At 72.0% G+C, this 12569-nt stretch carries 9 protein-coding genes; 5 read left to right on the top strand and 4 right to left on the bottom strand.

The window, feature by feature from the left end; translation table 11 throughout:
* The first annotated feature begins 32 nt into the window (after positions 1-32).
* Positions 33-2294: an ATP-binding protein gene (locus EP757_RS39735; RefSeq protein ID WP_232050248.1), complete on the top strand. Its 2262-nt coding sequence runs from the start codon at positions 33-35 to the stop codon at positions 2292-2294.
* On the opposite strand, the gene EP757_RS39730 is transcribed toward EP757_RS39735, so the two are convergent.
* Entirely contained in the window at positions 2291-2656 is a 366-nt protein-coding gene (locus EP757_RS39730; RefSeq protein WP_232050247.1) for a response regulator, read from the bottom strand. The genes EP757_RS39735 and EP757_RS39730 overlap by 4 nt on opposite strands.
* Before the next feature lie 139 nt (positions 2657-2795).
* On the opposite strand from EP757_RS39730, the gene EP757_RS39725 reads away from it, so the two are divergent.
* The 4 genes from EP757_RS39725 (at position 2796) to EP757_RS39710 (ending at position 9174) form a co-directional block, all read left to right on the top strand.
* Positions 2796-3908: an LCP family protein gene (locus EP757_RS39725; RefSeq protein ID WP_232050246.1), complete on the top strand. Its 1113-nt coding sequence runs from the start codon at positions 2796-2798 to the stop codon at positions 3906-3908.
* A gap of 69 nt (positions 3909-3977) precedes the next feature.
* Positions 3978-7892 (top strand): ATP-dependent RNA helicase HrpA, encoded by a 3915-nt coding sequence (gene hrpA / locus EP757_RS39720; protein WP_127553478.1) that lies wholly within the window; start codon positions 3978-3980, stop codon positions 7890-7892.
* An 86-nt stretch (positions 7893-7978) separates the two neighbouring features.
* Complete coding sequence (locus EP757_RS39715) at positions 7979-8359, top strand: DUF6401 family natural product biosynthesis protein (protein ID WP_127553477.1); 381 nt, start codon at positions 7979-7981, stop codon at positions 8357-8359.
* 68 nt (positions 8360-8427) lie between these two features.
* On the top strand, positions 8428-9174 hold the full coding sequence (locus EP757_RS39710) for a LamG-like jellyroll fold domain-containing protein (RefSeq protein WP_127553476.1): 747 nt from the start codon (positions 8428-8430) through the stop codon (positions 9172-9174).
* A gap of 250 nt (positions 9175-9424) precedes the next feature.
* On the opposite strand, the gene EP757_RS39705 is transcribed toward EP757_RS39710, so the two are convergent.
* The 3 genes from EP757_RS39705 to EP757_RS39695 all read right to left on the bottom strand — a co-directional run bounded on the left by EP757_RS39705 (position 9425) and on the right by EP757_RS39695 (position 12523).
* Positions 9425-9631, bottom strand: coding sequence for a hypothetical protein (locus tag EP757_RS39705; RefSeq protein WP_232050245.1), 207 nt, complete (start codon positions 9629-9631; stop codon positions 9425-9427).
* 175 nt (positions 9632-9806) lie between these two features.
* Entirely contained in the window at positions 9807-10838 is a 1032-nt protein-coding gene (locus tag EP757_RS39700) for a B12-binding domain-containing protein (RefSeq protein WP_127553474.1), read from the bottom strand.
* Positions 10835-12523 (bottom strand): PP2C family protein-serine/threonine phosphatase, encoded by a 1689-nt coding sequence (locus EP757_RS39695; protein WP_127553473.1) that lies wholly within the window; start codon positions 12521-12523, stop codon positions 10835-10837. The genes EP757_RS39700 and EP757_RS39695 overlap by 4 nt, the downstream gene beginning before the upstream one ends.
* Positions 12524-12569: the final 46 nt, after the last annotated feature.

The following is a 12569-nucleotide window of genomic DNA, read 5'->3' as shown; positions in this document are numbered from 1 at the left end:
CACGTTTTACCCTGCTTATGGTGGGGCGACGCATGCACGGGGAGCGCCGGGCAGCCGGCCCGCTCCTCGCCGCCGGAGTGCTGCTCACGGGACTTCTGGTCACCGTGCTGGTGGCGGCCGGGCTGCACGCGGCCCAGCAGGACAAGGCCGAGCGCGTGATGGATCAGCGGCACGCCATGGCGTTCGCCGCGGTGCAGACCGAGATCGGGCGCTACCGGGCGATGCTGGAGGCCCTCGCCGCGGGCGTCTCCACCCAGGACGAGCTGACCTGGGAGAAGTTCGACACCGCCACCGCACCACTGGACGACGCCAAACTGATCGGCGCCGCGGCGATGGCGTACGTCGCGCCGGTCCGCACCTCGGAGCTGGCGGCCGCGCAACGCCGCTGGCGGGAGCGCGGCGCCGAAGGGCTCACCCTGCGCGCCGCGGCCGGCCGGGACGAGCACTATTTCGCCGTCTTCGTCCGGCCGCTCACCGACACCGAGGCGACGGTGGGTGGCACGGACCTGGCGAGCGCCACCGAGTTGATGGCCGCGCTGGACGAATCCCGGCGGATCCACGCCACAGCGGTCTCCGACACGTACGTCCTCCTGCGGGACCGGCGCAAGCCGGTCTCCGCGCAGCAGCAGTCGTTCGTCTTCGCCGCGCCGATCTGGACGCGCGCCAACACGCCCGAGTTCCGCGGCTGGATGGTGCTGGGGCTGCGCGGGCGCAACTTCGTGTCCGGGGTGCTCGACACGATCAGTCAGGGCCAGCTCTCCGGCTCGATCATCGCCACCGACAGCGACGGCAGCAAGGTGACGATCGCCGACTGGTCGGTGCCGGGCGAGCCGGACCTCACCCGGCAGTCGCTGTTCGACGTCGGCGACCGGAAGTGGACGCTGGTGACCCAGGCCGACTCGGGCCGGCTGCCGGGCGCCGGCGACCATCTGCCCGGCCTGGTCCTGGGCGGCGGCGCGCTGCTCAGCGGACTGCTGGCCTGGCTCGTCTGGGCGCTGGCCACCGGCCGGGCCCGGGCCCGCGCCCAGGTCGAGATCGCCACCCGGGAGTTGCGCGAGACCGAGGCGGAGAGCAGCCGCCAGGCCGGCGTGCTGGCCGCTGTGCTGAACACCATCAGTGACGGTGTCACCGTCGTCGACGAGACCGGTCACATGCTGGTGGAGAACCCGGCCGGCAAGCGCCTGATGGGTACCACCGTGTCGAACCATCATCCGGAGGAGTGGCAGCAGCACTACGGCGTCTACCGCACCGACGGCAAGACCCCGATGCCGGTCGGCGAGATGCCGCTGATGCGGGCGCTGGCCGGCGAGCCGTCGGACGGCGTGGAGCTGGTCATCCGCAACGCCCGCCGGCCGGAGGGCGTGCTGATCAGCGTCGACGGCCGTCCGCTGGACCCGAGCGCCGGGCTGCGCGGCGCGGTGGTGGTCTTCCGGGACATCACCGAGCTGCGCCGGTACGAGACGGATCTCCAGGTCTTCGCCGGTGTCGTGGCCCACGACCTGAAGGCGCCGCTCGCGCTGGCCCGGGGGCACGCCGAGGTGGCCCTCGACGACGTGGCGCCGGGCGATCCGGTGCACGACAGGCTGGTACGGATCATGCAGTCCACCGACCGGATGGACGCCATGATCGATACCCTGCTGGCGTACACCACCGCCCGCAACGCCCCGCTCCGGATCACCTCGGTGGACCTGGGCGTCGTCGTCCGCGAGGTGATCGACGAGCGGGTGGCGCACCGGGCGGCGACCTGGTCGATCGGGCCGCTGCCGCGGGTGCGGGCCGACGCCGCGATGCTCCGGCACGTGCTGGACAACCTGGTCGGCAACGCCTTCAAGTACGTCCGCCCGGGCGCGGTGCCGTCGGTCGAGGTGTCCGCCACACCGGCGCGGCAGGGCTGGGTGCGGGTGGAGGTCGCGGACACCGGCATCGGCATCCCGGACGGCGACAAGCCCCGGATATTCGAGACGTTCCATCGTACGGAAGAAGCCGCCCGTTATGCCGGAACAGGCCTCGGCCTCGCCATCTGCCGCCGCATCGTCGAGCGGCTCGGCGGCGAGATCGGTGTGGCCGACAACCCTGGCGGCGGGACCCGGTTCTATTTCACCCTGGAGGAGGCACCCGTGCCGGAGAACGCTGACGAGGACGAGGAGGCGCGCGTGCGGGCGGCCCTGGACCGGGCCCTCGCCGAGCGCGCGGCGATCCTGGAGGCGGCTCAGCTGCCCGGGCTGGGCATCCCGCAGCCGGCCGAGGATCAGCCGTTGCGGGCGCCCCGCCAGGAGCGCCAGCGCCAGGACTAGACCTGTGGCCGCGGGAGCAGCTTGGCGATCAGGGCGAGCAGCTGGGCCGGCACGAACGGCTTCAGCAGCGTCGCCGACGCTCCCGCCTCGGAGGCCCGCGAGTCGCCCGGCAGCAGCGACCCGCTCGCCACCACGACCGGGATGTGCCGCAGCGCGTCGTCCGCCCGGATCGCCCGGCAGAGGTCGAGCCCGGTCATGTGCGGCATGTCCACGTCCGTGACGACCAGGTCCGGCCGATGCTCCCGGACGGCTTCGAGCGCCGCGGCGCCGTCCGCCGCCGCGACCACCCGATGCCCCGCACGTTCCAGCGAACGCTTGAGCACATAGCGGATGTCCTCGTGATCCTCCGCGACTACGATCACCACTGGCCTCCATCGACGTCGTTGTCCGGTGGGGATACCGAGCCAGGACGCGCGAAGAAACGGTGATTTCCTTCGCTTCTTCCGCAGTTCCACCTGAAAGGTTGATGACCTTCCCCCGGCTCTTGGGTTGGGTGTCCTGGTGGATTCAGAGAACGATCGCCAGCCGGTGGACCCCGCGCCCGAGGAATCGGGGGCCGAGGACGCCCGCCCGGAGGAGCCGGCGGTCAAGCGCCACCGGTTCCGCGGGATGGCCGGCTGGAAGAAGGCGCTGATCGTCCTCGGAGTGCTGCTCCTGGTGATCGCCGGCGGTCTGACCGGCACCGGGTTCTACCTCTACGAGCGGTACGACAACAAGGTCTCGCGCGAGTCGCTGCTCCCGTCCCGCTCGGCCGAGGACATCGCCAAGTCCGAGGAGAACTGGGCGTCCGGGCCCCTCAACCTGCTGCTGCTCGGCTCCGACTCGCGGGCCGAGGAGCCGGACGAGGAGAGCCCGATCGGCGAGCGGTCGGACACGATCATGCTGTTGCACATCGCCAAGGCGCGCGACCACGCCACGTTCATCTCCATCCCGCGCGACAGCTACGTCGACGTCCCGGCCGGCGGCAACTGGAAGGGCGGCAAGAACAAGATCAACTCGGCGTTCGCGTTCGGTGGGGCGCCGCTGACCGCCGCGACGGTGTCGAAGCTGACCGGGGTGACCCTGGACGGCGCGATGATCGCCGACTTCGCCAGCATCCGCGAGATGGTCGACGCCGTGAACGGCGTGAACGTCTGCACCTGGACCAAGGTGACCTCGCTGCACACCGGCCGGGTCTGGAACCCGGGCTGCCACGACATGGACGGCGAGGTGGCCCTCGACTTCGTCCGCCAGCGCTACAGCGTCGAGGGCGGCGACTTCGGCCGGATGCGCAACCAGCAGACCGTGGTGAAGGCGCTGATCACCAAGGTGCAGTCGAGCGGCGCGCTGACCAACCCGCTGAAGCTGGACACCCTGCTCGGCATCGCGGCCGAGGCGCTCACCGTCGACGAGAGCCTTGACCTGCGCGACCTGGCGTTCAAGGTGCGCGACCTGCGCCCGGACGCCATCGACTACCTGACCGTCCCGGACACCGGCGTCGGCCTGGACACCTCGGCCGGCAGCGCGGTGGAGCTCGACCCGGACCTGTCCGCGTCGCTGTTCAAGGCGGTCGCCGACGACACCGTCCCGCAGTGGCTTGCCGAGAACCCGCAGGAGGCGACGCCGGGGTCCTGAGGGCGGGGCTCTGAAGGCGGCGTTAATCACCAGGCGTTTCCCGCGCGTTCCGCCTATTCTTGCTGCGCCATGTCGATTTCGCCTGCCACCCCACCGGTCGCTGAACTCCGCTCCCGGATCTCCGAGCTCCTTCCCCGTGACGAACACCGCCTGGGCCGCCGGCTCGAGGGGACCCGGCGCATCCGCGACGAGGCGGCCCGCTCGGCCGCGCTCTCCGAGATCGCCGCCGAGGTGGACGACGCCTGGCGGCGGGTCCAGGCCCGGCTCGCCGGGGTTCCGAAGATCACCTATCCGGAGGCGCTGCCGGTCAGCGGCCGCAAGGACGACATCGCCGCGGCGATCCGGGACCACCAGGTCGTGGTGATCGCGGGCGAGACCGGCTCCGGCAAGACCACCCAGATCCCCAAGATCTGCCTGGAGCTGGGCCGGGGCGTGCGCGGGCAGATCGGGCACACCCAGCCACGGCGGATCGCGGCCCGGACGGTGGCCGAGCGCATCGCCGAGGAGCTGGACCGGCCGCTCGGCAACACCGTGGGCTACAAGGTGCGGTTCACCGACCAGGTGAGCGACGACACCATGATCAAGGTGATGACCGACGGCATCCTGCTGGCCGAGATCCAGACCGACCGGATGCTGCGGCGCTACGACACGCTCATCATCGACGAGGCCCACGAGCGCAGCCTCAACATCGACTTCATCCTGGGCTACCTGCGCGAGCTGCTGCCGAAGCGCCCCGACCTGAAGCTGGTCATCACGTCGGCGACGATCGAGACGCAGCGGTTCGCCGAGCACTTCGCCGACGCCGCGGGCAAGCCGGCGCCGGTGATCGAGGTGTCCGGCCGGACGTACCCCGTCGAGGTCCGCTACCGCCCCCTGGTGACGGTGACCGAGGACGACGTGGAGGAGCCGCAGGACCTGATCGACGGCATCTCGGACGCCGTGGACGAGCTGCCCCGCGACGGCGACATCCTGGTGTTCCTCTCCGGTGAGCGGGAGATCCGCGACACCGCCGACGCCCTCAACAAGCGAGATCTTCGTGGTACGGAGATAGTCCCGCTCTACGGCCGCCTCTCGGCGGCCGAGCAGCACCGGGTGTTCGAGCGGCACACCGGCCGTCGCGTGGTGCTCGCGACGAACGTGGCCGAGACGTCCCTGACGGTTCCCGGCATCCGCTACGTGATCGACCCGGGCACGGCCCGGATCAGCCGGTACTCCCATCGGCTCAAGGTGCAGCGGCTGCCGATCGAGCCGGTCTCGCAGGCCTCGGCCAACCAGCGCAAGGGCCGCTGCGGCCGGACCTCGGACGGCATCTGCATCCGGCTCTACTCGGAGGAGGACTTCGAGCAGCGCCCCGAGTTCACCGAGCCGGAGATCCTGCGGACCAACCTGGCCAGCGTCATCCTGCAGATGACCAATCTGGGCCTGGGCGACCTCGCCAGGTTCCCGTTCATCGACCCGCCGGACCGGCGCAACATCACCGACGGCGTGAAGCTGCTCGAGGAGCTCGGCGCCCTCGCCGACCGCAAGCTCACCCCGATGGGCCGCCAGCTCGCCCAGCTGCCGGTCGACCCGCGGCTGGCCCGCATGGTCATCGAGGCCGACCGGCAGGAGTGCCTGGCCGAGGTCATGGTCATCGCGGCCGCCCTGTCGATCCAGGACCCGCGCGAGCGGCCCGCCGACAAACAGCAGCAGGCGGACGAGAGGCACGCCCGGTTCGTCGACAAGGAATCGGACTTCTTCAGCTACCTGAACCTGTGGCGTTATCTGCGGGAGAAACAGCAGGAACTGTCCGGTAATCAGTTCCGCCGGCTCTGCCGCAGCGAATTCCTGAACTACCTGCGGGTCCGCGAATGGCAGGACATCTATTCGCAGCTCAAGCAAGTAGCCCGTACCCTCGGCCTGTCCTTGAAGGAGGACTGGGAAGCGGGAGTCGCGCCGCAACCGGTGCACACCGCTCTGCTCGCGGGTCTTCTGAGCCACATCGGCTTCAAGGATCCGGAGAAACGCGAATACCTCGGCGCGCGGGGAGCGAAGTTCGCCATCTTCCCCGGATCGGCGCTGTTCAAGCGGCAGCCGCGCTGGGTGATGTCCGCCGAGCTGGTCGAGACGAGCCGGCTGTGGGGCCGGGTCAACGCGCGGATCGAGCCGGAATGGGCCGAGAAACTCGCGCCGCACCTGGTCAAGCGCACCTACTCGGAGCCGCACTGGGATCGCAAGATGGGCGCCGTCATGGCGTTCGAGAAGGTGACCCTCTACGGCCTGCCGATCGTTCCGCGCCGCCGCGTCGGTTACGGAAGGGTCGACCCGGTCGTCTCCCGGGATCTGTTCATCCGGCACGCGCTCGTCGAGGGCGACTGGGAGACGCACCACAAGTTCTACGCCGACAATCTTCGTCTTCTGAAGCAGATCACCGATATCGAGAACCGCGCACGGCGGCGCGACATCGCGGTGGACGACGAGACGGTCTACGCGCTCTACGACGCGCGCATTCCGGCCGACGTGGTGTCCTCACGCCATTTCGACGGCTGGTGGAAGAAGGCCCGCCGGGAGAACCCGGATCTGCTGACCTTCACCCGCGAGGACGTCGTCAACGCCGGTCGCGACACGGTCGACCCGAACGCCTTCCCGGACGCGTGGCTCTCTCAGGGCGTCAAGCTGCCGCTCGTCTACGAGTTCAACCCCGACTCGCACGCCGACGGCGTCACCGTGAAGATCCCGCTCGACTTGGTCAACAAGGTGGACGCGGACGACTTCGGCTGGTCGGTGCCCGGGTTCCGCAAGGACGTCGTGATCGCGCTGATCCGGGCCCTGCCGAAGCAGCTGCGCACCGCGTTCGTCCCGGTCCCGGACTGGGCCGAGGCCGTGCTCGACCGCGTGCCGGCCCGCCGCGGCCCGCTGCCCGACGCCATCGGCGCCGAGCTGCGCCGCCTCTCCGGGACCGTCGTCCCGGCCGACGCCTGGCGCCCCGACCAGGTCCCCGGGCACCTGCGGATGAACTTCCGGGTGGTCAACGAGGTGGGCGAGGTGGTCGCCGAGGGGCGCGACCTCGACGTGCTGCGCCGCCAGCTCGCGCCGAAGGTGCAGGCCACCATCTCGCGGGCGGCCGGCAACCTGGAGCGCCGCGGCATCACCACGAACGACTTCGGCGCCATCCCGCGCAAGGTGGCTCAGGTGCGCGGGGGCTACGAGGTGAACGTCTGGCCGGCCCTGGTCGACGAGGGCCAGTCGGTCGCCGTGAAGGTGTTCGAGACCGAATCCGAACAGCGCACCGCGATGGCTGCCGGCACCCGGCGGCTCCTGCTGCTGACCCTGCCGCCGGCCGCGCGCTACCTGCAGGGACGGCTCGACAACAAGGCCAAGCTGGAACTGTCCCGCGGCAACCCGTACCGCTCGATCGCCGAGCTCCTCGACGACTGCGCCGGCGCCGCGGTGGACCGCCTGGTCGCCGACCACGGGGGACCGGTCTGGTCGTCGGTCGAGTTCGCCTCGCTGCGCGACCACGTCCGGCAGGACCTGGTCGACGCCGTGGCGAACGTGGTGACCCAGGTGCAGGCCGTGCTCGCCACCGCGTACGACGTCGAGCAGCGCGTGCGGACCCTGCGCGACCCGTCGCTGCTGCCCGCCCTCGCCGACATCCGCCAGCAGCTGAAAGGCCTGGTCCACCCCGGTTTCGTCACCGAGACCGGCTGGCGGCAGCTGCACCACATGCCGCGTTATCTGCGCGGCGTCGTCTACCGCCTGGACCGGCTCGGCGGCGGTCTCGGCCGTGACCGCCAGCTGACCACGCAGATCCACGAGATCGAGTCGGAGTACCGCGAACTGCGCGCCGAGGCGGTGACCGGCGGCCCGGCCGAGGAGGGGCTGCGCGAGATCCGCTGGATGATCGAGGAGCTGAGGATCAACTACTTCGCGCAGACGCTCGGCACCGCGTACCCGGTATCGGACAAACGGATCTACAAGGCGATGGACGCCCTGCCTCTCTGAGGGGGCGGTGGCAAGGCCGGTGGCGGCCGGGTGCCGTTCGGTTACCGGGGTGTTCTTCCTGGTCACGGGCGCATAGCGTCTCCGGCATGACGAACGAGAACCTCGCCATCGCCCCGCTCGCCGACCTTGCCGCCGCCGGTCCGGCCGCCGCCTGCCTCGACGATGTGATGGCTCGGATCGGTGTCGACGGCCTGGCCGCCGCGTTCGCCTCACCGGCCCTGCTGGCGCTGATCGACCAGCACGCGGCCGCCGTCCGGGACGCCCTCGCCGACGCCGGCCGGGTGGTCGGCGCCGAAGGGCTGGCCTCGTACACCCGCTCGATCGCGGCCGGCGCCGCCCGCCGGGGCCGTTCGCTGCCGATCGCCGGCCAGGCCCCCACGACGGCCGCCGGCTGGCTGAGCGCCGAGTGGTCGCTCCTGCGCCTGCTGGGCGTCTGCCTCCTCGCCGTCGAATCAGACCTGCGCTGACTACTCGTATGGTCGACTTCTCGGGGGTGTTTTGCCATCATCTGGGGTGAATGAGCCATCTTCTTTGCATGAGGAATCTGAAGCACACGCTCTTCGCGCTCCTGGCCGTGCCGGCTCTGGCCTCCCCGGCTCTGGCCGCTCCGGCGGCTGCCGCCCCGGCTGAGGTGCCCGCGCCCGGACTGGTCGCCCGCTACAACTTCGACGGCGGCGCGACCGACGGCCGGATCGCCGACCTGTCCGGCCGGGGCGGGCCGCTGACCGTCCGCGGGGCGAACAACGGCCAGGTCGCGATCACCGCCGCGGGGGCCGGTCGGTACGCCTCGTTCCCGGCGCTCTGCGCGACCGGTACGACCTGCCCGCGGGCCCTGCTCGAAGCGGCCGACAGCGCGACCCTGGACCCGGGCACGCGCGGCTTCAAATGGGCGGCGACCGTCAAGGTCACCCCGGCGCAGCTGTCCGGGAACGCCAACGTGATGCAGAAGGGCGTCGCGAACAGCGGCAGCCAGTGGAAGCTGCAGATCAGCGGCAAGGCCGGCCGGGCACAGTGCGTGCTGGTGGCGCAGGGCACCGGCCAGAAGTTCACCGCCACCTCGGCGCGGCCGGTCGCCGACGGCGGATGGCACCGGGTGGTCTGCGAGCGATCAGGCCCGGTCCTGAACGTCTCGGTCGACGGCGTCCCCGGCGCCCGCGTGGCGATCCCGGCGACGCTGTCGGTGGACAACGCGATGCCGCTGCGCATCGGCGGCCCGAACCTGCAGACCGGCGGCGACATGTACCACGGCCAGATCGACGACATCTACGTCCAGCTCGCCTGACCCCCGACCGGCTGTACCAGGGCGACATTTCGGACGTCACCAAGCTCTGGTGTGTAGCCAGTCGAGGCGGGCTGCGCCAGAGAGCGGCATTTCGGGCGGGACCCGCGGCTCTGGGGTGCAGCCGGTCAGACCTGGCTGCACCCGAGAGCGACTTTTCGGGCGTGAGCACGGCTCTGGGGTGCAGCCGGGCGGAACGGGAAGCGGCCCGGCGCCACGAAGGCGCCGGGCCGCACGGATCGGACAGGGAGGATCAGCTGCGGCGGAAGGCGTAACTCCGCCCGCCACCGGCCCCGGCGGCCCGCCCCGACCGGTCGCGGCCGGAGCGTTCCCGCGCGGCCTGCCGGGCGTCGTGAGCACCGTGATGGGCGGGAGCGGCCGCCGCGTCCGAGGACGAGTCGGCGTCCGGGCGCTGCAGCGCGGCGGCGAGGTCGCTGCGCGTGAGGTCATCGAGGTTCAAATGGACAGAAAACGGTTTACCAGGCATAGAGCGGCCCCGAAGAAAGAGTGGGAATGTGGGAAGGCGCGTGCCACCAGCAGCCGGCTCACCTGAGGGGAGCGCGGGCGGGGTCTTACCGGAATCCATCACAGCATGGCGCTCACGCTAAGCGCGCCGCCCCGACCCGGCAACCGATTTATCCGCCGATAGCCGCGACGCCACCGTCGATCATGCGGAGAGCAGCCGGGAAGTCCACCAGCTGGTCCCGGATCAGCCGCAACCCGACCCGGAGCGCGCTGACCGGCACCCCGCGAGTACGCAGGACCTCGGCCGTCCACCGGACGAACTCCACGAAGATCTGGTCGTCGGCCACGTAGAGCGCAGCCGCCAGGAAGTCGGCGATGTGCCCGAGATCCTCGGCCGTCGCGTCGATCTGCGCCTGGTCGTAGTGGTGCGCACCGGGGAACACCACCGGCAGCCGGTCCATCGCCGTCGCGATGAGCTGCGGGCGGGACCGGACCATGTGCGTGTACTCCTCGTCGCCGAGGAACGTGCCCGGGTCGTCGGCGACGAACGACGGCGGCCAGTCCGACGCCAGCCGTGCCACCGCCTGCTCGCCGGTGGCCGCCCACGCGTCGGCGCCGAGCTGTTCGGCGTATTTCCCGGCGGGGCCGAACCCGCGCCCGCCGGCGATGACCGGGACACCGGCCGCGCGGCAGGCGGTGATCGCGGCGTGCGCCCGGGGCAGCCGGGTCGGGATCATGCAGCTCAGCGCCACCGCGTCGGGCCCGGTCTGGTGCAGGTGGGTGATCAGGTGCCGCCCGGGGACGCTGGCGCCGAGGAAGTCGACCCGCCAGCCGTCCAGGCGCAGCAGCTCGGCGAGCATCCGGGCGGGGAGCCCGTGCCACTCGCCGTCGACGCAGGCCAGGGTGAGCCGCCCGCGCCCGCCCGGTACGTCGGTCCGCGACGCGACGGCGGCCAGCACCCGCTCGCTGACCGCGGTGGCCGAGTGCTCCCTGGCGACGCCCCACTCGTTCGACGCCCACAGCTCGCCGACGCGGGCCTGGGTGCCGCCGATCAGGTCGACGATGATCCGCTGAGCGGGCACGCCGGCGTCCAGCAGTGAGATCGCCAGGTCGACGGCCCCGCGCTCGTCGCCGTCCCCGACCAGCGTGAGGTAGCTGTCGAACACGTCCGGGGAGAGCGCGGACGAGACGGTGATGCTCATGACCGTGCCCGGGTCCGCCGGTCGGTGCGCCGGGCGGCGGCGAGGTACGGCGAGGCGTTCCGCGTCCCGCCCTCGCGCAGGCTGAGCGGCGGCCGGGTGTGCGCCCGCACCGCGAGCATGGCGATGTCGTCCCGGGGCCCGCCGTGCACCCAGTCGGAGACCAGCTGACGCAGGCGTTCGACGGCGACCGCCGCGGGCATGCCCTGGCAGCCGGCGAGCTGGCGGCGCAGCCGTTCCTCGCCGAACTGCTCGTCGCCGCCGGGCCCGCCGCGCGCCTCGGTGAGGCCGTCGCTGTAGAGCAGGCACAGCTCGCCGGGGGCCAGCTCGATCGTCGCCGGGGTGACCCTCGTCTCCGGGAGCACCCCGATCAGCGTGCCCTTGGTCGGGACCTCGTCGACGCTGCCGTCGGCGCGCAGGACCAGGGGCGGCGGGTGGCCGCCGCTGGCGAGCCGCATCCGCACCCGGCCGTGTTCGGCCCGGTACACCGAGCCGATCACCAGCGTGACGAAGCGCTGCCGCCGGCCGGACTGCAGCAGGGCCTGGTTGAGCACCCGGAGCATGTCCTCCGGGGCGACACCGACGAGCCGCAGCGCGCGCAGCGTCTGCCGGACCTTGCCGGTCAGCACGGCGGCCTCCGGGCCGGTGCCGCAGACGTCGCCGAGCGCGATCACCGTGTCTTTGCCGCCGGGCACCGGGCCGAGCGCGTCGTAGAAGTCGCCGCCGATCCGCAGCGAGTCCCGGGCGGCCTGGTAGGAGGCGCCGAGCTCGAAGCCCTCCGGCTGGGGCAGCTCGGGCGGCAGCAGGTCGGCCTGCAGGACCGTGGTGGTGGCGACCTGTTCCTGGTAGAGCACCGCGGCGGAGAGGGCCGCGCCGGCCCGGGCCGCGAAGATGCGGGCGAGGAGCTCGTCGCCCGCGGTGAAGACCGCCTGGTGGCCGCTGCGGGCCAGGATCAGCGCGCCGGCCGGCTCGGCGTTGCCCGGCAGCGGGATGACCAGCAGCGCGCCGACCGGCCCGAGGTCGGCCGGGAAGAGCCAGCCGGGGGCCAGCGCCGGGTCGAGCCACTGGCTCGGGATGGGCGGGAAGCCGTCGAGGGCCTCGGCGAGACCGGGCACCTCGGCCAGGTTCCGCTCGGCGAGGGTGCCCTCCTCGGGCGCGTGGCCGGGGGAGAGGCGCATCCAGGAGCACTGCCCGCCGTCGACCGGCAGCACCACGATGGCGGCGTCGGCGAGGTGCGCGACCGCCAGTTCGGCGGTGGTGCGCGTGCACCGGCGCACGTGCAGCGACGCGGAGAGGCGGCGGCCCGCCTCGGCGAGGAACGCGGTCCGGGACCGCTCGACCTCGAGGGCGGCGGCGCGCGCGTCCTCCTCGGTGTGGTCGCGGACGAACCAGGCGTAGTGGTCGCCGTCCAGCGGGCGCCGGACGCCGTACAGGTGGCGCCCCTCGTGGTCGGCGCGGAAGGAGTCACCGGTGAGCGGCCCGCCGGCGACCGAGGACCCGGGTCGCAGCGAGGGCAGCAGACGCTGTGCTTCGGCGTTCGCCAGCAGCACGACGTCGCCGGCGTTCGCGCAGATCACCATCGCTTCGGTCGCGGCCTCCACGGCGGCCCGGAGCAGGGCCGGTGCGGACGCGACCGGGATGGTGCGGATCATCGGCTCACCGGCCCCCGCCGGCGTGATCGCCGTCATCCCTCGCCTCCTGTCTCTCCCCGCTGTGACGTCTCCGCATGCGATG

Origin of the sequence: Actinoplanes sp. OR16, assembly GCF_004001265.1 — a bacterium.
Taxonomy (GTDB): Bacteria; Actinomycetota; Actinomycetes; order Mycobacteriales; family Micromonosporaceae; genus Actinoplanes.
This window is presented reverse-complemented; position numbering and strand designations above follow the sequence as displayed.

Excerpts from the sequence above, each read along its gene's own strand:
- EP757_RS39735 (WP_232050248.1), top strand. The coding sequence starts at position 33 with ATGCACGGGGAGCGCCGGGCAGCCGGCCCGCTCCTCGCCGCCGGAGTG.
- hrpA (WP_127553478.1), top strand. The coding sequence starts at position 3,978 with ATGTCGATTTCGCCTGCCACCCCACCGGTCGCTGAACTCCGCTCCCGG.
- EP757_RS39715 (WP_127553477.1), top strand. The coding sequence starts at position 7,979 with ATGACGAACGAGAACCTCGCCATCGCCCCGCTCGCCGACCTTGCCGCC.
- EP757_RS39710 (WP_127553476.1), top strand. The coding sequence starts at position 8,428 with ATGAGGAATCTGAAGCACACGCTCTTCGCGCTCCTGGCCGTGCCGGCT.
- EP757_RS39700 (WP_127553474.1), bottom strand. The coding sequence starts at position 10,838 with ATGAGCATCACCGTCTCGTCCGCGCTCTCCCCGGACGTGTTCGACAGC.
- EP757_RS39695 (WP_127553473.1), bottom strand. The coding sequence starts at position 12,523 with ATGACGGCGATCACGCCGGCGGGGGCCGGTGAGCCGATGATCCGCACC.